Source organism: Castellaniella ginsengisoli (genome assembly GCF_040955415.1).
Lineage (GTDB): Bacteria > Pseudomonadota > Gammaproteobacteria > Burkholderiales > Burkholderiaceae_B > Castellaniella > Castellaniella ginsengisoli.
In genome coordinates, this window is record NZ_CP158257.1 from 2,618,922 (window position 1) to 2,638,228 (window position 19,307).

General features: G+C 66.7%; 16 protein-coding genes. 5 read left to right on the forward strand and 11 right to left on the reverse strand.

Going from position 1 to position 19,307, the window contains the following annotated elements; translation table 11 throughout:
- The first annotated feature begins 1 nt into the window (after position 1).
- The 3 genes from folD (at position 2) to ABRZ00_RS12375 (ending at position 3,678) form a co-directional block, all read left to right on the forward strand.
- Positions 2-865 carry a bifunctional methylenetetrahydrofolate dehydrogenase/methenyltetrahydrofolate cyclohydrolase FolD gene (gene folD / locus ABRZ00_RS12365; protein ID WP_368641831.1) on the forward strand — a complete coding sequence of 288 codons (864 nt, stop codon included), beginning with the start codon at positions 2-4 and terminating at the stop codon, positions 863-865.
- A 99-nt stretch (positions 866-964) separates the two neighbouring features.
- Positions 965-3,046, forward strand: coding sequence for a M3 family metallopeptidase (locus tag ABRZ00_RS12370; RefSeq protein ID WP_368644310.1), 2,082 nt, complete (start codon positions 965-967; stop codon positions 3,044-3,046).
- Between the two features lie 101 nt (positions 3,047-3,147).
- Complete coding sequence (locus ABRZ00_RS12375; RefSeq protein ID WP_368642838.1) at positions 3,148-3,678, forward strand: SCO family protein; 531 nt, start codon at positions 3,148-3,150, stop codon at positions 3,676-3,678.
- Between the two features lie 17 nt (positions 3,679-3,695).
- Here the strand turns inward: ABRZ00_RS12375 and ABRZ00_RS12380 are convergent, their stop codons facing one another.
- Positions 3,696-5,093, reverse strand: a complete 1,398-nt coding sequence (locus ABRZ00_RS12380) for a dihydrolipoyl dehydrogenase (protein WP_368644311.1) — start codon at positions 5,091-5,093, stop codon at positions 3,696-3,698.
- Positions 5,094-5,141: 48 nt separating this feature from the next.
- Positions 5,142-5,342: a heavy-metal-associated domain-containing protein gene (locus ABRZ00_RS12385; protein WP_368641828.1), complete on the reverse strand. Its 201-nt coding sequence runs from the start codon at positions 5,340-5,342 to the stop codon at positions 5,142-5,144.
- A gap of 185 nt (positions 5,343-5,527) precedes the next feature.
- On the opposite strand from ABRZ00_RS12385, the gene ABRZ00_RS12390 reads away from it, so the two are divergent.
- The gene (locus ABRZ00_RS12390; RefSeq protein ID WP_368644312.1) at positions 5,528-7,795 is read left to right on the forward strand and encodes a heavy metal translocating P-type ATPase; all 2,268 of its coding nucleotides are present in this window, start codon (positions 5,528-5,530) and stop codon (positions 7,793-7,795) included.
- Entirely contained in the window at positions 7,788-8,279 is a 492-nt protein-coding gene (gene cueR, locus ABRZ00_RS12395; RefSeq protein ID WP_368641826.1) for a Cu(I)-responsive transcriptional regulator, read from the forward strand. The genes ABRZ00_RS12390 and cueR overlap by 8 nt, the downstream gene beginning before the upstream one ends.
- Here cueR and ABRZ00_RS12400 read toward each other — a convergent pair.
- The 9 genes from ABRZ00_RS12400 to ABRZ00_RS12440 form a co-directional block, all read right to left on the reverse strand.
- Positions 8,243-8,827 carry a nitroreductase gene (locus ABRZ00_RS12400; RefSeq protein WP_368641825.1) on the reverse strand — a complete coding sequence of 195 codons (585 nt, stop codon included), beginning with the start codon at positions 8,825-8,827 and terminating at the stop codon, positions 8,243-8,245. The genes cueR and ABRZ00_RS12400 overlap by 37 nt on opposite strands.
- Positions 8,828-8,834: 7 nt before the next feature.
- Entirely contained in the window at positions 8,835-9,560 is a 726-nt protein-coding gene (gene pdxJ, locus ABRZ00_RS12405; RefSeq protein ID WP_343835206.1) for a pyridoxine 5'-phosphate synthase, read from the reverse strand.
- 1 nt (position 9,561) lies between these two features.
- A complete protein-coding gene (locus ABRZ00_RS12410; RefSeq protein WP_368644313.1) occupies positions 9,562-10,995 on the reverse strand; it encodes an efflux transporter outer membrane subunit in 1,434 nt (477 codons plus the stop codon).
- Positions 10,992-14,159 carry a multidrug efflux RND transporter permease subunit gene (locus tag ABRZ00_RS12415; RefSeq protein ID WP_368641823.1) on the reverse strand — a complete coding sequence of 1,056 codons (3,168 nt, stop codon included), beginning with the start codon at positions 14,157-14,159 and terminating at the stop codon, positions 10,992-10,994. The genes ABRZ00_RS12410 and ABRZ00_RS12415 overlap by 4 nt, the downstream gene beginning before the upstream one ends.
- 47 nt (positions 14,160-14,206) lie before the next feature.
- Positions 14,207-15,475, reverse strand: coding sequence for an efflux RND transporter periplasmic adaptor subunit (locus ABRZ00_RS12420; RefSeq protein WP_368641822.1), 1,269 nt, complete (start codon positions 15,473-15,475; stop codon positions 14,207-14,209).
- A 160-nt stretch (positions 15,476-15,635) separates the two neighbouring features.
- Entirely contained in the window at positions 15,636-16,157 is a 522-nt protein-coding gene (locus ABRZ00_RS12425) for a TetR/AcrR family transcriptional regulator (RefSeq protein ID WP_368641821.1), read from the reverse strand.
- Positions 16,158-16,398: 241 nt separating this feature from the next.
- On the reverse strand, positions 16,399-17,193 hold the full coding sequence (locus ABRZ00_RS12430) for an ABC transporter ATP-binding protein (RefSeq protein ID WP_343835214.1): 795 nt from the start codon (positions 17,191-17,193) through the stop codon (positions 16,399-16,401).
- Between the two features lie 3 nt (positions 17,194-17,196).
- The gene (locus ABRZ00_RS12435; RefSeq protein ID WP_368641820.1) at positions 17,197-18,084 is read right to left on the reverse strand and encodes an ABC transporter permease; all 888 of its coding nucleotides are present in this window, start codon (positions 18,082-18,084) and stop codon (positions 17,197-17,199) included.
- 94 nt (positions 18,085-18,178) lie between these two features.
- Positions 18,179-19,147, reverse strand: coding sequence for an ABC transporter substrate-binding protein (locus ABRZ00_RS12440; RefSeq protein WP_368647702.1), 969 nt, complete (start codon positions 19,145-19,147; stop codon positions 18,179-18,181).
- Positions 19,148-19,307: the final 160 nt, after the last annotated feature.

Here is a 19,307-nt window from a genome sequence, read left to right on the forward strand (position 1 = left end):
CATGAGCGCCCGCATCATTGATGGCAAGGCCTTGTCCGCCCAGGTGCGCGTCCAGGTGGCTGAACGCGTGCGAGCGCTCAAGGCCCAGGGCGTCACGCCCGGGTTGGCAGTGGTGCTGGTCGGCGAAGACCCCGCCTCCCAGGTCTACGTGCGCAACAAAGCCGCCGCCTGCACGGCGGCCGGCATGCATTCGCGCGTGATCCCGCTGGGCGCCGACACGCCCGAGGGAGAACTGCTGGACGTCATCGAGACGCTCAACGCCGATCCGGCCATCCACGGCATCCTGGTTCAACTGCCCCTGCCCGGCCACATCGATACCGGCCTGGTCATCGAGACCATCAGCGCCGCCAAGGACGTGGACGGCTTCCACGTCAGCAATGCCGGCCTGCTGATGACCGGCCGGCCGCTGTTCCGGCCCTGCACGCCCTATGGCGTCATGAAGATGCTGGAATCAGAGAACGTGCCCCTGCGCGGCGCCGAAGCCGTGATCATCGGCGCCAGCAACATCGTCGGCAAGCCCATGGCCATGCTGCTGCTGGCGGCCGGCGCCACCGTGACGCTGTGCAACTCCAAGACCCGCGACCTGGCCACCCAGACCCGCCGCGCCGACGTGCTGGTGGTGGCCACGGGGCGGCCCGGCATCGTCACCGGCGACATGATCAAGCCGGGCGCCGTGGTGATCGACGTGGGCATCAACCGGCTGGACTCCGGCAAACTCGTTGGCGACGTGGCCTTCGATTCGGCCGCCGAGGTCGCCTCCGCCATCACGCCCGTGCCGGGCGGCGTGGGCCCCATGACCATCGCCATGCTGCTGGTGAACACCATCGAAGCCGCCGAACGCACGCTGCCCGGAGCCTCCGGCTAAGCGGGGCGGAAAGCGGGCGCCGCCGCGGCGCGCGACGCGGGAACCTGCCCAGGGGTTCCCACACTTGAACAACGGGGGCGGCGCCCCCATCTGAAGCAGATGAACACCACTCGCACTGCCGGCAATCCTCTCCTCGTTCCGGCCGAGGCATTCGTGGACTACGGCGCTGTCAGGCCCGAACACATCGAGCCCGCCGTGCGCGAACTGATCGAGGCCTCGCGTGCCGCGATCGAAACCGCCGCCGCGCGCACCGATCCGCCCGACTGGAACAACCTGGTCGAAGCCATCGAAGAGCCTTCGGAGCGCCTGCATCGCGCCTGGTCCATCGCGGGGCATCTGAACAGCGTGGTCAACACACCGGACCTGCGCGCCGCCTACAACGCCTGCCTGCCGCTCATGAGCGAGTTCTCGACCTGGGTGGGACTGCACCGCGGCCTGTACGAACGCTATCGCGCACTGGCCGCCAGCCCGGGCTTCGATGCGCTCTCGCCGACCCGCCGCCGCATCGTCGAACTGGCGCTGCGCGACTTTCGCCTGAGCGGCGTCGAACTGGAAGGCGAGGCGCGCGACACCTACGCCCGCAATGCCGACCTCCAGGCCCAGGTGTCGCAAAAATTCTCGGAAAACGTACTCGACGCCACCGACGGCTGGTCCTTGCTGATCACCGACGAGCCCCGCCTGCAGGGCTTGCCCGCAGACATGGTCGCGGCCGCCGCCCAGGCGGCAAAGTCGGCGGGCGAATCCGGCTGGAAGCTGACCTTGCACATGCCCTGCTACCTGCCGGTCATGCTGCACGCCCAGGACCGCGAATTGCGCCAGGCGCTGTATCGCGCGCATGCCACGCGCGCCTCGGATCAAGGCGATCCGGCCTTCGACAATTCCGAATCCATCGAATCGCTGCTGGCCTTGCGGGCCGAGGAAGCCAGCCTGCTGGGGCATGCCGATTTCGCCAGCCTGCGCCTGGAAACCCGCATGGCCGACAATGCCGGCCAAGTGCTTGATTTCCTGCGCCAACTGGCCGCCCGCGCCCGTCCCAGCGCCCAGCGCGATCTCGACGAACTGCGCCGCTTCGCCGCCCAGGAGCTGCTGCTGGACCCCCTGGAGCCCTGGGATATCGCCTACGCGTCCGAACGGTTGCGCGAAAACCGCTACGCCTACTCCGACGAGGAATTGCGCCCCTACTTCACCGAATCCCGGGTGCTGGAAGGCCTGTTCCAGGTGATCCGCACCCTCTTCGGCGTGCGCCTGGAGGTGACCGACGCCCCCACCTGGCACGCCGATGCCCGCATTTACCGGGTGCTGGACAGCGAAGACCGGGAACTCGGCCGTCTGGGCATGGACCTGTACGCGCGGCCCGGCAAACAGGGGGGCGCCTGGGTCGACAGCGAACGCAGCCGCCGGGTGCGCGCCGGCCGGGTGCACACGCCACTGGCCTGGCTGACCTGCAATTTCCCCGCACCCCAGGACGGGCGCGAGGCCTTGCTGTCCCATGACGACGTGATCACCCTGTTTCACGAAAGCGGGCACGCCATGCACACGCTGCTGTCGCGCGTTGACGAGCCCGGCGCGGCGGCCTTCGCCGCCGTCGAATGGGATGCCATCGAGCTGCCGTCGCAATTCATGGAGAATTTCTGCTGGGAGTGGGAGGTGCTGCAATCCCTGACCCGCCACATCGATACGGGCGAGCCCCTGCCCCGCGATCTGTACGACCGCATGGTCGCCGCCCGCAATTTCCAAAGCGGCCTGCAGACCTTGCGCCAGGTCGAATTCTCACTGTTCGACATGCTGATTCACACCCGCGCCAGCGGCCTGTCCATCAGCGAAGTCCTGGACACCCTGGACCAGGTGCGCCAGGAAGTCGCTCTCTTGATTCCGCCCGCCTGGCATCGCTTCCCGCACGCCTTCTCGCACCTGTTCGCCGGCGGTTACGGTGCCGGCTACTACAGCTACAAATGGGCTGAAGTGCTGTCTGCGGATGCCTTTGCCGCCTTCGAGGAAACCGCCCGGCCCGGCCCGGACGGGACGCGCAACGTATTCGACCCGGCCACCAGCCGCCGCTACCTGGACGAGATCATCGCCGTGGGCGGTTCGCGTCCGGCGGCCGAGTCCTTCCGCGCATTCCGGGGCCGCGACCCCAGCATCGAAGCCTTGCTGCGCCACAGCGGGCTGGCGCAAGCGTGATGAAACCCTCACGCCGCACAGGCTCCTGCGCCCCCTCGCCCTCCGCCAGGGCGAGCTCCTTGCACCGGCTGCTGGCCGCGCTGGCTCTGTGGGCGGGCGGCATGAGTCTCGCACTGGCGGCGGTCCATCCCGTGCGTGGCTTTCTGCCGGATCTGAAATTTTCCCTGCAAGGCGCGGGCGGCGTCACCCTCACGCAACAAGCCTTCGAAGGCAAGGTAGTGCTGATGTTCTTCGGCTATGCCAGTTGTCCGGATATCTGCCCCACGACCATGGCACAGCTCGCATTGGTGACTGAGGCCCTGGGCCCCAAGGCCGATCAGGTGCGCATCCTGTTCGTCAGTGTCGATCCCCACCGCGATACGCCCGACATCCTGCAAGCCTACGTGGATCAGTTCGATCCCCACGCCATCGGCCTGACCGGCAATGAAAAAGCCATCGCGGCGCTGGCCAGGCGCTATCGGGTCGCCTACCAGATTCAGCGCCCCGACCCGGAACACCCGGAGGCCTCCTACGAAGTCGCCCACAGCCGCGGCATCTATGCGTTCGACCAGCAGGGCAAGGCCGTCTGGCTGGCCGCCGACGGCGAATCACAAGAAGACTTGCTGACCGCCTTGAAACCGTTGTTGCGCTGAACCTGGCCGGCGGGTTTTCACCCCGCCTGGCGCGCGGCATCGCGCAGCGCCGTGCGTATGCCTTCCTCGATGGTCGGGTGATAGAACGGCAGTGCGAGCATGTCGGGCACGGTCATTTCCATCTGCAAGGCCCAGGCCAGCAGGTGAGCGACGTGCTCCGCATCGGGGCCGACCATCTCCGCACCCAGGAAGCGCCGGTCTGATTTCCGCATGTAGACATGCAACAGGCCCTGATTGCGCTGCATGACGCGCGAACGCCCCTGCCGGGTCCAGTCGACCTCGCCGACGGCGAACTCATCGAGGCCGTCCAGCGCGGCGTAGCCGCCGCCCACCTGCATGATCTGGGGGTCGCTGAACACCACGGCCATGGGCGCGCGGCGCGGCAGCGCCCGCACATCGGGCCAGGCGGCGGCATTCCGCCCGGCCAGGCGGCCGTCGTCGGAAGCTTCGTGCTGGATGGCATGGCGGCCGGTGACGTCGCCCGCCAGGAACACGGGCTGCCCCTGGACCTGCAATGTGGCCGGATCGAAACGCGGCCGGCCGCGCTCGTCCAGCGGCATCGTGGTGCGCTCAAGGCGCAGGGATTCCAGAGCCGGACTGCGGCCCGCCGTCAGCAGCACCCGGTCGAAGCGCTCGACGGTCACGGGGCCGCCGTCCACCGACCAGCCCACCACCGCCTGATCGCCTTCCCGTCGCACCGTCTCGACCTGGGCACGGCGCACCAGGGACAGCTCCGGCGCCAGCAGATCCACCGCAGCGGCCCGCACCCGGGGATCGGCCAGATGGGCGAAGCTGTCGGAACGATTCAGCACCCGCACTCGCACGCCCAGGCGCGCCAGCGCCAGGCCCAGCTCGACCCCGATCACGCCCGACCCGACCACCAGCACGCTGCGCGGCAGGTCGTGCCAGTCGAATACGTCGTCGTTGACGACCGCCAGCGCGCCCAGAGGACGATACAGATCCGGCACGTTCGGCCGCGTGCCGGTCGCCAGGATGACGCGCCTGGCGCGCACTTCACGGCCGTCGGCCGCCCGCAGCACACCGTCGCGCAGGAATTCCACGGGCGCATCCAGCCGGTGCTCAGGCGGCATGGCCTGCACGTCGTCGACCACGAAGCCCACGAAACGATCGCGTTCGCGCCGCACCCGCTCCATCACGGCCGCCCCGTCCACCCGGGGCGGCCCGGCCAGGCGGATGCCGAAGCCGTCCGCATGGCGCATGTCGGCCACGGATTGGGCGGCTGCGATCAGCAGTTTGGATGGCATGCAGCCCACCCGGGCACACATGGTGCCGTGCGGCCCGCCTTCGATCAGCAGGGGCTTGAGGCCGGCCTTGAGGATTTCACGATAGGCCGGCAGGCCGGCCGAGCCGGCGCCGACGATGGCGACGTCGCAATCGATGAGGGGTGCAGTCATTTCTCTACCGCTGGCTGGAGGGTTCATGTGCAGGCTCATTGCGCCTGCTCAGGCAGGCTGGACCTCGTAGCCTTCTTCGGCGATGGCGGCCCGCAACGCCACGGCATCCGCCGCGGATTCGATCGTGATGCGATGGGCGGCCAGATCGGCCTGTACCGCCGCATCCGGCGCCACGCCCTGCACGGCCCGGGTGATGGTCTGCACACAATGGTTGCAAGTCATGTCGGAAACGATGAATTCGGTCTTCATGAAACAGGTTCCTGGAGAGGGGGGATGCCACATCTTAATCCTTGCCACGGTGGGAAGCTCAAGCCTCGCCATCGTTCGCTCCCGATCAGATCGCCGCCCGGATCCCGGGCCCACATCGAGCCTTGACCTTACCATGAGGTCAAGGCTCATCCTCTACAATCATTGCAATGAACCGGAGTCCGTCCATGCCCGCCCTGCCCGTCTCTTCCACCATCGACCTGGAGGTCGGCGGCATGACCTGCGCCTCTTGCGTCCGGCGGGTCGAAACCGCGCTGTCGAAAGTCCCGGGCGTCGCTCAGGCCAGCGTCAATCTGGCCACGCGCCAGGCCCATGTCACCTTGACGCCCGAAGGCGCCGATCCCCAGATCTTGATCGAAGCCGTGGAAAAACGAGGCTACCAGGCACATTTGCTCCACCGCGACGGCGCCGCCGATCCTGCTGAAGAAGACGAGGACGCCGCCGCCGGCCGGCGTTTCTTTCTGGCGCTGGCGCTGACGCTGCCCGTGTTTCTGGTGGAAATGGGCGGGCATCTGATCCCTGCGCTCCATCACGCGATCCAGGCCCGGATCGACCCTCAGGCGCTGGCGTGGGCGCAATTCGCGCTGGCCACCGCCGTCTTGGCCGGCCCGGGCCGCGCCTTTTTCACGCGCGGCTTCAAGGCCTTGCGGCACCTGGGGCCCGACATGAACACGCTGGTCGCTCTGGGCGCCGGCAGCGCCTGGCTGTATTCGACGCTGGTGACGGCCGCGCCCGCCCTCTTCCCGGATGAAGCGCGTCACCTGTATTTCGAGGCCGCCGCCGTCGTGGCCACGCTGATCCTGCTGGGCCGCTGGCTGGAAGCCCGCGCCCGGGGCCGGGCCGGCTCCGCCATCCGCCACCTGATCGGCCTGCGGCCCCGCACGGCCTGGGCTCGGCGCGGCGGCGATTGGGCCGAACTGCCGATCGACGCGCTGGCGGTCGACGACGAGGTGCGGGTGCGGCCCGGCGAGAAAATCCCGGTCGACGGCATGGTCGTCGAGGGTGAATCCTGGGTGGACGAATCGATGATCACGGGCGAGCCCATGCCCATCACCCGCCGCGCGGGCGACCGCCTGATCGGCGGCACGCTGAACACGCGCGGCAGCCTGGTGCTGCGCGCCACGCAAGTGGGCGCCGACACAGTCCTGGCGCACATCATCCGCCTCGTCGAACAGGCCCAGGGCTCCAAGCTGCCGATCCAGCGGCTGGTGGACCGGGTCACCGGCTGGTTTGTACCGGCCGTGATGGCGCTGGCCGCACTGGCCTTCCTGGGGTGGCTGGCCTGGGGACCGGAGCCCCGATTGACGCATGCGCTGATCGCCGGAGTCGCGGTCCTGATCATCGCCTGCCCCTGCGCGATGGGCCTGGCGACGCCGATCTCGATCATGGTGGCCACAGGGCGCGCGGCCGGTCTGGGCATCGTCTTTCGTCGGGGCGACGCGCTGCAGCGCCTGCGCAATGCCCGCGTAGTGGCTTTCGACAAGACCGGCACGCTGACTTTGGGGCGCCCCGCGCTCAGCGATGTGCTGCCCCTGGCCGGCCTGGATCGCGCGGGCCTGCTGACGGCCGTGGCCTCGGTGCAAAGTGCCTCGGAACACCCGATTGCGCACGCGCTGCTGGAGGCCGCCCGCTCCCAGGGGCACACGCTGGAGGCCGTGGAGCAATTCGCAGCATTGACCGGCGCGGGCGTACAGGGCCGGGTCGCGGGACACGACTGGCTGCTGGGCAACGAGGTTTTGATGCGTAGCCGGGACATACCGGTCGAACCCGCGGTCGCCGCGCGGATCCGGGCGCTGGCCGCGCAAGGCAAGACGGTCTTTCTGGCGGCGCGCGGCGGTCGGCTGGCAGGCGTGCTGGCGGTAGCCGACACGCTGCGCCCCAGCGCCCGGGAGGCCATCGACCGCCTGCATGCGCTGGGGTTGAAGACTGCGCTCATCACCGGCGACCACGAGGCCGCCGCCCACGCCGTGGCGCGCGAACTGGGCATCGACATTGTCCATGCCCAGACCCTGCCCGAGCACAAAGCGGCGTTGCTGCGTGACCTGCGGCGTGAAACCGGCGTGCTGGCCTTCGTCGGCGACGGCATCAACGACGCGCCCGCCCTGGCAACGGCGGACGTGGGCATCGCCATCGGCCAGGGAACGGACGTGGCCATCGAGTCGGCCGATGTCGTGCTGATGAACGAGGACTTGAACTCGGTCGCCCGCGCCATCGCCCTGTCGCGGCTGACGCTGCGCAACATCGGGCAGAATCTGTTCTGGGCGTTTGCCTACAATGCCGCCCTGATCCCGGTCGCGGCCGGCGCCCTGTATCCTTTCACGGGGCTGCAGCTTTCGCCCATGCTGGGCGCCGGCGCGATGGCGCTGTCCAGCGTCTTCGTCGTCGTCAACGCCCTGCGTTTGAGGTGGTTGCCCCTGGAGGCCCGTCATGGCTGAACCCCGCCTGCGCCCATGCGCCGCCAGCGCTGAAAAAACCGTCGATGCCGCCCCCCAGAAACCGCTCACGATCGGCGAAGCGGCCGCACGCACGGGGCTGAGCCCCAAAATGATCCGCTACTACGAGCAGGAAGGGCTGTTCGTGCCGCAGGCCCGCAGCGCCGCCGGGTACCGCCAATATGGCGAAACCGACCTGCATGCCCTGCGTTTCATCCGCAGCGCGCGCGATCTGGGATTTTCACTGAAGCAGATCGGGGAACTGACCAGCCTGTGGCGCGACCGGGCACGCGCCAGCGCCGAGGTCAAGCGCCTGGCGCTGGCGCACATCGAATCGCTGGAAGCCAAGGCCGCCTTGCTGAGCGGCATGGCGGCCACCTTGCGTGAGCTGGCGCGGCGCTGCCATGGCGACGACCGGCCGGAATGCCCGATCCTCGAGGGTCTGGAGGGTCAGGCCCTTGCCGGCGCGTGCCATTCGGACACGTGATCCCGCCAATCCGGGCGCTCGACCGGATGAGGCGCATCGATGGGTGTGCCGATGGCGAGATAACCCATGAAACGCTCGTCCAGGGCATCAAAGCCCAGCGCTTCACCCACGCCGTCGAGATAAGTGCCCATGCCGGTGCTCCAGAAAGCGCCGAAACCCAGTGCATGGGCGGCATTGAGCATGTTCATCGCCGCCGCGCCCACGGCCAGCAGGCTTTCGTGTTCAGGAATGCGGCCGGCCGGATCCGGACGGCAGCCCAGGGCGATCACCAGGGGCACTTTCGACAGCCATTTGCGGGCATTGTCCACCTTGGGTTGCGGCAGGGGCGCGCCGGCGGCGAGGCCGGCCCGCACGCCCACATCCACCAGCGCGGGGACATCGGCGCCGCGCACCAGGACGAAACGCCATGGCCTGACCGCACCATGGTCGGGTGCGCGCAAAGCCGCCTGCAGGATCAGGTCGAGCTGATCATCGGTTGGTCCGGGCGCCTGGACGAACTTGACCGATTGACGGCCGAGCAGGACATCGAACAAGGGGGACATCGTCATCAAACTCCTAGGAACGGGACGCCTGGATCATCAGGGCTTTCATGCGGCGGATCGCGGGTTCCCAGCCGTCGAAGACGGCCTGGGCCACGATCGCATGGCCGATGTTCAACTCGGCGATCCCGGGCAAGGCGGCCACGGGCCCGACGTTGTCGTAGTGCAGGCCATGGCCCGCGTTGACCCGCAGGCCTTCGCCCACGCCCACGGCGACGGCGGCGCGCACGCGTTCCAATTGCGCGGCCCGGGCCCCGGCATCGGCCGCGTCGGCGTAGGCGCCGGTATGCAGCTCGATCACCCGGGCCCCTGCGCGCGCGGCCGCGGCGATCTGGCCGGCTTCGGGATCGATGAACAGGGACACGCGGATGCCTGCGTCGTGCAGCCGCGCCACCGCGGCAGCGACTTCATCATAGCGACCCAGCACGTCCAGGCCGCCCTCGGTGGTCAGCTCACGCCGGTTTTCAGGCACGAGGCAGACATCCTGGGGACGGATGTCGCAGGCGATCGCCAGCATATCCGGCGTAATGGCGCACTCCAGGTTCATGCGCGTGCGCAAGGCCGGACGGATTGCGCGCACATCGGCATCCTGAATGTGGCGCCGGTCCTCACGCAGATGCAGGGTGATCAGGTCGGCCCCGGCCTCTTCGGCGCGCAATGCGGCCTGCAGAGGATCGGGGTACGACGTCAGGCGCTGCTGGCGCAGGGTGGCGACATGATCGATGTTGACGCCCAGTTCCATATCAGGCGGCCTCCTCGGGGAGATCGTCGGCCGACCAGCCGCCGCCCAACGCCTTGTAGAGCTCCACGCGATTGAACAAAGCGTCGGTGCCCAACAGGATGAACTGCTGCTGCACGCCGTACAAGGCGATCTGCGCGGATTGCACCTGCAGGAAGCTGTCCACGCCGGTCTCGTAGCGGATCTGGGCAAGCTTCAGGGCCCTGAGCGCCGATTCTTCGGTCGCGCGCAGGGCGTCGAGCTGGCGGCTGTAGGTGGCCTCGCCGGCCAGCCCGTCGGCCACTTCGCGAAACGCGGTCTGGATGGCCTTTTCGTAGGCCGAGACGGCGATGTTGCTGCGAGCCTTGGCCAAGTCCAGATTGCCCTTGATTCCACCCGAGAACAGCGGCATCTGGATCTGAGGCGAAAACTGCCAGTAGCGATGGCTGCCGCCGAACAAGGCATCCAGATCGGGGCTGGCAAAACCCAACAGCCCGGTCAAGGAAATCCGCGGGAAAAACGCAGCGCGGGCGGCCCCGATCTGGGCATTGGCCGCCATGAGGTCATGCTCGGCGCCGACGATGTCGGGGCGGCGCTCCAGCAATTGTGACGGCAGCCCCGCAGGCAGCGACGGCAGCAATTGCTCGCGGCCGAACGGCAGCGGCTCGGGCAAATCGTCGGGAACCGGCATGCCCAGGATCAACTGCAAGGCATTGCCGGCCTGCGCCATGGCGCGCTCGGTGGCGATCTGATCGGCGCGCACCGTATCGTATTGGGCCTGGGCCTGGGCCAGATCCAGGTCGGAGGCCACCCCGACGTCGAAACGCGACTGGACCAGATCCAGCGTACCCTTGCGGGCCTCCAGGGTCTGCTCCATCAATCCGTGCAGGACCTGAGCCGAGCGCAGGCGGAAATACGCTTCGGCCGTCTGGGCGATCAAGCCCAACTGGACGGTGCGGCGTGCCTGGTCGGTGGACAGATAGGACTGATAGGCCGCCTCGCTGAGGTTGCGCACGCGGCCGAAGAAATCCAGCTCGAAAGCCGTCATGCCCACGCCCGCGGTATAGCTGCGGCTGACGGAGCTGGCGTCGGCGCCGCCGTTGCGCATGTCGGCGGGCGCCCGGGTGATCTGGCCCGAACCCATCGCGCCGATGGTCGGCAGCCGATCGCTCTGGACGATGCCGAATTGGGCGCGAGCCTCTTCGACGCGATCCACGGCAATGCGCAGATCGCGGTTGTTCTTCAGGGCCAGCTCGACCAGGGCCTGCAAACGGGGATCCCGGAAGAAATCCCGCCAGGAGGGCAGTTCGGCCTGGCCCGCCTCGGCCGCCACGACCGGGAATCGGTCGGGGATCGGCGCCTGCGGCCGATGATAGGTGGGCGCCAGCGAGCAGGCGCCCAGCGCCAGGCTCAGGGCGGAGATGGCCAGCGCACGCGCGGGAAGACGTCGATTCATCATGCCTTGTCTCCCGAGCCGGATTCGCCTGCGGCGGGGATATGCGGCGCTTGATGGCCCAGCAGTTTCGGTTTGGTCTTGAACAATTTCAGAATCACCACAAAGAAAGTCGGCACGAACAGCACGGCCAGCGGCGTGGCCGCCAGCATGCCGCCCAGTACGCCCAGGCCCACGGCGTTCTGGCTGGCCGCGCCTGCGCCGCTGGCGGTCACCAGGGGCACCACCCCCAGGATGAAAGCGAAGGACGTCATCAGGATCGGGCGGAAACGCAGCCGCGCGGCCTCGATGGCGGAATCGGCCAGGCCCGCGCCACTGGCGTACAGGTCTTTGGCGAATTCCACGATCAGAATGGCGTTCTTGGCCGCCAGACCGATCACGGTCACCATCCCGACCATGAAGTACACGTCGTTGTCCTTGCCCATCAGGCTGCTCAGGAGCACGGCGCCCAGCATGCCCAACGGAACGGCCAGCATCACCGACAGGGGGATGGCCCAGCTTTCATAAAGGGCGGCCAGCACCATGAAGACCACCAGGATCGACAAGCCCATCAGGATCGCGGACTGGCTGCCCGCCTGGATTTCCTGGTAGGACAGGCCCGTCCATTCGTAGCCCAGGCCGGGCGGCAACTGAGTGATCAGGCGCTCCATTTCGGCCATGGCCTGGCCGGTGGAGTAGCCCGGCGCCGCCGAGCCGCCGATGCGGATCGATTCGTAGCCGTTGTAGCGGACGATCTGGACCGGCCCCTGAGTCCAGGACAAGGTCACGAACGAGGACAGCGGCACCATTTCGCCATTGGCATTGCGGGCATTGAGCCGCAGGATATCGTCCGGATCCATGCGGGCGTCCTGCTCCGCCTGCACCCAGATGTTCTGCACCCAGCCCTGATTGGTGAACTTGCCGACGTAGGACGAGCCGATCGCCGTGGAAATCAGTTGGGCGGCCTCGGAGAAATCCACGCCCAGGGCGGCGGCTTTGTCACGGTCGATGTCCACCTTGAGCTGGGGCCCCGGCCCGAGGCCGGTAATGCGCGTCCCGGTCAGGATGGGGCTTTGCGAAGCCAGTTGCAGCAATTGCTGCGTGGCGGCCTGCAAGGCATCGCTGCCTACGCCGCTGCGGTCTTCCAGGCGCAGGTCAAAGCCCGAGGCATTGCCCAGCGAGGAGATCGCCGGCGGCGTGATGGACACCACCATGGAATCGGGCAACCCGAACAGCAAGCGCCCCATGGCGGTGTTGGATATCGCCTGGGCCGAATCGCCCGGCCCCTTGCGTTCGGAGAAATCCTTCAGGGGCACGAAAGCGATGGCGGCGTTCAGGCCGTTGCCATTGAAGCTAAAGCCCTGGACGGCGATGATGTCGGCCACCTGCGGCAGCGCCATGAAGTATTTTTCGACCTGCTCGATGATTTCCACCGTGCGGTTCGACGAAGCGCCTGAGGGCAGCTCGATGTTGGCAATCACATAGCCCTGGTCTTCCTCGGGCAGGAAAGAGGTGGGCAGACGCAGGTACATCCAACCCATCACGCCCACCAGCAGGGCGAAGACCAGCATCATGCGCAAAGTGCGCTTCAGGCTGCGCGTGACCCAGCGGGTGTAGCCTTGCGTGGTGCGATCGAAGCCGCGGTTGAACCAGCCGAAAAACCCGCCTTTGGATTCATGGTGCCCCTTGGGAATGGGCTTGAGAATCGTAGCGCACAACGCCGGGGTGAAACTGAGCGCCAGCACGGCGGAAAACAGGATGGACACCGCCATGGCCACGGAGAACTGGCGGTAGATCACCCCCACCGAGCCGGACATGAAGGCCAGCGGCAGGAACACCGTCGTGAGCACCAGCGTGATCCCGACGATGGCCCCGCTGATCTGCGGCATGGCTTTCTTGGTGGCTTCCTTGGGGGACAGGCCCTCTTCCGCCATGATGCGCTCGACGTTTTCCACCACCACGATGGCATCGTCCACCAGAATCCCGATAGCCAGCACCATGGCGAACATGGTCAGCACATTGATGGAGAAGCCCAGGGCCAGCATCACCGCGAAAGCCCCCATCATCGCCACCGGCACCACCAGCGCGGGGATCAGGGTGTAGCGCACGTTCTGCAGGAACACGAACATCACCACGAACACCAACACCATCGCTTCGAGCAGCGTGTGGACCACCTGCTCGATCGAAAGGTCGATGTAGGGCGACGTATCGTAGGGAATCTGATAAGTGATGTTCTCGGGAAAGAACTTGGACAGTTCAGCCATCTTGGCCTTGGCCAGCTCTGCGGTTTCGAGGGCGTTGGCCGTGGGAGTCAATGACAGGGCGAAGGCCGCCGTGGCCTTGCCGTTCAGGCGCGCGCCGAATTGATAGTTGTCCGAGCCGAGTTCGACCCGGGCGACGTCGCGGATGCGCACCGAGGAGCCATCCGGGTTGGCCCGCAGCACGATGGCGCCGAACTCTTCCGGCGTGGTGAGCTGGCCGTTGACGGTGAGCGGCGCCACGGTGCGCTGCGAATCCGGATTCGGCGGCGAGCCCAGCAGGCCACCGGAAATGACCATGTTCTGCGATGCCAGGGCACTGTTCACCTGGGACATGCTCAGGCCGTAGCCGACCAGTTTCTGCGGATCGACCCAGACGCGCATGGCGCGGCTGGCGGCAAAAAGCTGGAACTTGCCCACGCCCTTGATCCGCGACATCGGGTTCTGGATGTTGCGCGTGATGTAATCGGCCAGGGCGTACTGATCGACGGAGCCGTCCTTGGACGACAGCGTGACCACCATCAAGAAGCCGGAATTCGACTGGCTGACCTTCAAACCCTGCTGCGTCACGGCCGCGGGCAGCTTGGCGGTGGCGTTGGACAGCCGGTTCTGCACGTCCACCTGGGCCAGGTCGGCATCCGTGCCCGGGGCGAAGGTGACGGTGATCTCGGCCTGGCCGTTGGAGTCGCTGACTGATTCGTAGTACAGCAGACCCTTGGCGCCGTTCAGTTCGTTTTCGATGACGCTGGCTACGCTGGTGGCCACCTCGGATGCCGAAGCGCCCGGATAGGTGGCGTTGATGTTCACCGTAGGCGGCGCCACGTCGGGGTACTGCGACACGGCCATGTTGGGGATGGCCAGGATACCGGCCAGGGCGATGGCCAGCGCCACCACCCAGGCGAAGATCGGTCGTTCAATGAAAAACTGTGGCATGAGAGCTCGCGTGGAATCCGGGGGAGTGTCGGGCGGCCGAAGCCGGCTCAGTGGGCCTGGCCAGAGGCGGGCTTGGCGGCGGCTGACGCGTCGCCGGCGGGTTTTTCAGCCCCCGGCTGGCCGCTCGCCGCAGCCGGCTGAGCGCCGCCCTGCCCGGCCGCGTCGCCCTGGCCCTGCTTCCAGGGCATGGGTTGGACCGGCGCGCCTGGGCGGACTTTCTGGAAGCCTTCGACCATCAATTGATCGCCGGCCTGGATGCCCTGGTACACGATATAGCCGTGTTCCGTGCGCGGACCGACTTCGATCGGTGTGAAGACCGCCTTGCCGTCCTTGATCAGGACGACCGTATTCTTGCCGTCGGAGGTGCGCTGGATGGCCTGCTCGGGCACGACCAGCGCTTGCTGGTCCACTCCTTGGGCCAGGCGCACGCGCACATACAGGCCAGGCAGCAGGATCTGCTCGGGATTGGGAAACAGCGCGCGCAAATTGACTTGGCCGGTGCCGGGATCGACCGCCACGCCGGAAAACAGCAGCTTGCCGGGATGCCGGTAGGTCGTGCCGCGATCCAGCAGGATTTCGGCCTGGGCATCGCCGTTGGCGTCGGGCTTGACGATGCCGTCGGCGATCTGGCGACGCAACTCGGCGATCTGCGCCACCGGCTGGGTGATGTCCACGTAGACCTGATCGAGCCGGTGCACGGTTGCCAGCGAAGTGGCGGACGTGGCACTGACCAGCGCCCCGACGGTGACCTGGGCCTTGCCGATCGTGCCGTCGATGGGCGACGTGACCCGCGTGTAGTCGAGATTGATTTTGGCCGATTCAAGCGCGGCCTGGGCGGCGGCGACTGCGGCCTCGGCCTGGCGCGACTGGGCGACGGCATTGTCGTAGTCTTGCTGGCTGACTGCATGCTGCTTGATGAGCTTGGTGTAGCGCTGCGCCAGCAGACGGGCGGTCTGTGCGGCCGCCTGGGCGTTCTTCAACTGCGCCGCCGCCTGATCGCGCGCCGCCTGGTACGGCGCCGGATCAATGGTGAACAGCAACTGGCCGGCTTTGACCTTGCTGCCCTGCTCGAAATCGATGGACTGGACGATGCCGTTGACCCGGGCGCGGATCTCGGCGTCTTCGATCGCCTGCACGCGGCCGGGCAGTTCCGTGCGCAGGACGGCGGCCTGAGGCTGGACCTGGATCACGCTGACCGGGACTTTCATGCCCTCCATCCCTTGCTGCGGCTCGTCCGAGCAGGCAGCCAGGGTCAGCAGCGACGCCAGCGCCAAGGGCCACAGGGTCCGGCCGGTGGTCAGTCGATTCAAGGCCATAGGAAAAGCTCCAGAAATGATATTTTCAGTTGGATGAAGCGGAGGATGGCAGCCCGGCAAGACGGGGGCCGGAATATCCGGGTCTGCGGGCAAGCCAAAAGTATAAGGTCAAAACATTGCAATTCGATACGCGGCGGCAGGTGTCGTCGGAACCCATGCGTCAGGAGCCTTCCGCCGTGAAGCGATCCACCAGAATGCGGACCCGGCGCTCCAGGACTTCCAGGCGGGGCTGATCCTCGATCATGCCCTCCAGCGCCAGCAGAAACACCAGCGCCACCTCGGGATCATCAAGCACTTCACTCAGACACGCCAGCAAGCGGGTGCGATGCAGGCCGGCGACCTCGGGGCTCAAGCCCCGGCATATCTCCAGGAACTCACCCGACATCGGGGCGGCCTCCATCTCGGACCAGGGCTCCAGCAACACGCATCGGCAGACCTCGAAGAGACGCTTACGCTTCGTGCCGGGCGCGTGCACCACTTCCATGGCCAGGGGCAGGCGCGACAGCATCCAGTCATCGAAGACCTGCATGAAAAGGTCTTCTTTGTCCTTGAAGCTGCGGTAAAGCAAGGTGCGGGAAATGCCCGCCCGCTGGGCGATGTCCCCCAGCGAACTGCGGGCGAAGCCGAAATTCAAAAAGCACCAGCGCGCCGCGTCCAGTATCCTGGCGCGCCGCGCGATCATAGCTTTCGAACTCAGCTTGGGTGACATCGGCGAATTTTGACAAAAGGAACGTTTTTTGTCAATTTTGTTTTAGCCACCTCGCGGCTTGCAAGCCGCTCGGATTCGGCAGGCACAAAATAATCTCCAGCCGTAATATCCCCCTCGTCGCTTGGCGCGACTCGGACTGTCCACCTCGCGGCTTGCAAGCCGCTCGGATTCGGCAGGCACAAAAGGGTCCGCAGGGACCCTTTTGTGTCCAGCCTCATCCCAGCAGAAGGGTGTCGTCGGCTAGTTCCTCGCCTCGAACTTTCTCGAACATGGCAAGCAGGTCGGGGACTTCCAGACCCCGGCGGGTATCGCCGGAAACGTCCAGCACCACGCGGCCCTGGTGCAGCATGACGGTACGGTCGCCCACATCCAGCGCCTGGCGCATGCTGTGGGTGACCATCATCGTGGTCAGGCCGTGCTCCGCCACGATGCGGGCGGTCAGATCCAGCACGAACTGGGCGGTGCGGGGATCCAGCGCCGCCGTGTGTTCGTCCAGCAGCAAAATACGCGAAGGACGCAGCGCCGCCATCAAGAGGCTGACGGCCTGGCGCTGGCCGCCCGAGAGCAGGCCGATCCGGTCGGTGAGGCGATCTTCCAACCCCAGCCCCAGCATGGCCAGGCGTTCGCGAAACAGTGCGCGCATTTCTTCGCGCACCGCCTGGCGCAGGCTGCGGAACTGGCCCCGGCCTAGCGCCAGGGACATGTTTTCTTCGATGGTCAGGTTCTCGCAGGTGCCGGCCATCGGATCCTGGAAGACGCGCGCGACCTTGCGGGCGCGATCCCAGACCGCCTGTCGGGTGACGTCCTCGCCATCGATCAGGACGGCGCCGCCATCCACGGCCTGCTCGCCCGAGATGGCGTTCAGGAACGTGGACTTGCCGGCGCCGTTGGAGCCGATCACAGTGACGAACTGGCCTGCCGGAATGTCGAGGGACATGCCTCGCAAGGCCTGGGTCTCGATCGGGGTTCCGGGATTGAAGGTCAGATGCAGATTTTGTGCGCTCAGCATGGTTCAGACCCTCTTTTTCGACAAGCGCTGCTTGACCAGCGGGATCACCAGCGCCACGGTGACCAGCACCGCGGTGACCAGGTTCAGATCCTGGGCCTTCAGGCCCACGAAATCCGCGTTCAGCGCCAAGGCGATAAAGAAACGATAGAGCACGGCGCCGATCACCACCGCCAGCGTGGCCACCATCAGGCGGCGGCTGGGCATGATGGATTCGCCGATGATGACGGCCGCCAGGCCGATGACGATGGTGCCGATGCCCATGGAGATATCCGCCCCGCCCTGGGACTGCGCGAACAAGGCGCCGGCCAGGCCGCACAGGGCATTGGAAATCGCCATGCCCAGCAACACCATGTTGTCCGTGCGGATCCCCTGGGCGCGCGCCATGCGCGGGTTGGAACCCGTCGAACGCATGGCCAGGCCTACCTGGGTGGCGAAAAACCAGTCCAGCAGCAGCTTGACGGCCACCACCAGCGCCAGCAGGACCAGCGGCCGGGCGATGTAATCCTCGATGCCGCCGGGCTGCAGTACCGTGAACACGGTGGGATCGGTGATGAGCGGCACGTTGGGCGCATCCATGACGCGCAGGTTGATCGAATACAGCGCGATCATCATCAGGATGCTGGCCAGCAGATCCATGATCTTGAGCCGGACGTTGAGCCAGCCCGTCACCATGCCGGCGAAACCGGCGGCCAGGGTTGCGACGCCGGTTGCCAGAAAGGGGTCCGTGCCGTGATGGATGAGGATGGCGGCCGTTGCCCCGCCCAGGGGAAAGCTGCCGTCCACGGTCAGGTCGGGGAAATTCAGCACGCGGAAGGAAATCAGGACGCCCAGTGCGACCAGGCCGAATATCAACCCGATCTCGAGGGCGCCCCACATGGAATAGATGGACATGGGATGAAAATCTCTGGATGCGGCTCCACGCGTGAACGCCGCAATGACGGCCGGGCCGCCTCGAGGCGGCCCGGGAACGCGGAACGAGCGGGAATTACTGAATGACCTGGGCTGCGGACTTGACCAGGGCGTCCGACAAGGTCACGCCTTGCTTGGCCGCTGCGCCGGGATTGACGTAGAGCTCGACCTTGGAACTGGTTTCGGAGGCAATGTCGCCGGGCTTTTCGCCTTTCAGGATGCGCACCGCCAGCTTGCCGGTCTGGATACCCAGGTCGTGATAGTTCACGCCCAGGGCGGCGATGGCGCCGCGCTTGACGCTGTCGGTGTCGGAAGCCACCAGGGGAATCTTGGCGGAATTGCCGACCTTGACCAGGGATTCGTAGGCGGACACGACGTTGTTGTCGGTGTTGGTGTAGATCACATCGACCTTGCCGACCAGACTGCGGGCGGCGGCGCCCACATCCACGGTGCGGGCGGCGGTGGCTTCGACCAGGCTCATGCCCGATTGCGGCAGCAGTTCGCGCAGGCGCTTGACCACCACCACGGAATTGGCCTCGCCGGGGTTGTAGACCATGCCGACCTTTTTCGCGTCAGGCACGACCTGCTTGATCAGTTCGACCTGCTTTTCAAGCGACAGCGCATCGGACACGCCCGTGACGTTGGTACCCGAGGCTTCCATGCCCGGCACGAGTTGGGCGGCGACCGGATCGGTGACGGCTGAATAGACCACCGGAATGGACTTGGTGGCGGCAACCACGGCCTGAGCGGACGGCGTGGCGATCGCGATGATGACGTCGGGCTTGTCGCCCACGAACTTGCGGGCGATCTGGGCGGCGATGGCGGTGTTGCCCTGGGCCGTCTGGAATTGCCATTTCAGGCCCTTGGCCTCGGTGTAGCCTGCCGAGGCCAGCGCCTCGTGCACGCCGTCCCTCACGGCATCGAGGGCGGGGTGCTCGACAATAGAGGCGACCGCCACGGATTGAGCCTGGGCCTGCGCGGCAGCCAGCGCGCCGACCACGGCGGCGGCACCCGCGAGCTTGCGAAGGACGGGATGCAGATTCATGAAGGGGCTCCTTTGAATGGGGGGCGATGCCGGGTCGTGTCCGGATCGTGCGATGCGGCGTTCAGTCTACCCGCCGGCATCAATATTTTCTGCAAGGGATATCCCTGCGGCGGCAATTATTGTAGCTTGGGTGCGAGATGAAGGGGCGGATGAAGAATAA

Excerpts from the sequence above, each read along its gene's own strand:
- folD (WP_368641831.1), top strand. The coding sequence starts at position 2 with ATGAGCGCCCGCATCATTGATGGCAAGGCCTTGTCCGCCCAGGTGCGC.
- ABRZ00_RS12370 (WP_368644310.1), top strand. The coding sequence starts at position 965 with ATGAACACCACTCGCACTGCCGGCAATCCTCTCCTCGTTCCGGCCGAG.
- ABRZ00_RS12375 (WP_368642838.1), top strand. The coding sequence starts at position 3,148 with ATGAGTCTCGCACTGGCGGCGGTCCATCCCGTGCGTGGCTTTCTGCCG.
- ABRZ00_RS12380 (WP_368644311.1), bottom strand. The coding sequence starts at position 5,093 with ATGACTGCACCCCTCATCGATTGCGACGTCGCCATCGTCGGCGCCGGC.
- ABRZ00_RS12385 (WP_368641828.1), bottom strand. The coding sequence starts at position 5,342 with ATGAAGACCGAATTCATCGTTTCCGACATGACTTGCAACCATTGTGTG.
- ABRZ00_RS12390 (WP_368644312.1), top strand. The coding sequence starts at position 5,528 with ATGCCCGCCCTGCCCGTCTCTTCCACCATCGACCTGGAGGTCGGCGGC.
- cueR (WP_368641826.1), top strand. The coding sequence starts at position 7,788 with ATGGCTGAACCCCGCCTGCGCCCATGCGCCGCCAGCGCTGAAAAAACC.
- ABRZ00_RS12400 (WP_368641825.1), bottom strand. The coding sequence starts at position 8,827 with ATGACGATGTCCCCCTTGTTCGATGTCCTGCTCGGCCGTCAATCGGTC.
- pdxJ (WP_343835206.1), bottom strand. The coding sequence starts at position 9,560 with ATGGAACTGGGCGTCAACATCGATCATGTCGCCACCCTGCGCCAGCAG.
- ABRZ00_RS12410 (WP_368644313.1), bottom strand. The coding sequence starts at position 10,995 with ATGATGAATCGACGTCTTCCCGCGCGTGCGCTGGCCATCTCCGCCCTG.
- ABRZ00_RS12415 (WP_368641823.1), bottom strand. The coding sequence starts at position 14,159 with ATGCCACAGTTTTTCATTGAACGACCGATCTTCGCCTGGGTGGTGGCG.
- ABRZ00_RS12420 (WP_368641822.1), bottom strand. The coding sequence starts at position 15,475 with ATGGCCTTGAATCGACTGACCACCGGCCGGACCCTGTGGCCCTTGGCG.
- ABRZ00_RS12425 (WP_368641821.1), bottom strand. The coding sequence starts at position 16,157 with ATGATCGCGCGGCGCGCCAGGATACTGGACGCGGCGCGCTGGTGCTTT.
- ABRZ00_RS12430 (WP_343835214.1), bottom strand. The coding sequence starts at position 17,193 with ATGCTGAGCGCACAAAATCTGCATCTGACCTTCAATCCCGGAACCCCG.
- ABRZ00_RS12435 (WP_368641820.1), bottom strand. The coding sequence starts at position 18,084 with ATGTCCATCTATTCCATGTGGGGCGCCCTCGAGATCGGGTTGATATTC.
- ABRZ00_RS12440 (WP_368647702.1), bottom strand. The coding sequence starts at position 19,147 with ATGAATCTGCATCCCGTCCTTCGCAAGCTCGCGGGTGCCGCCGCCGTG.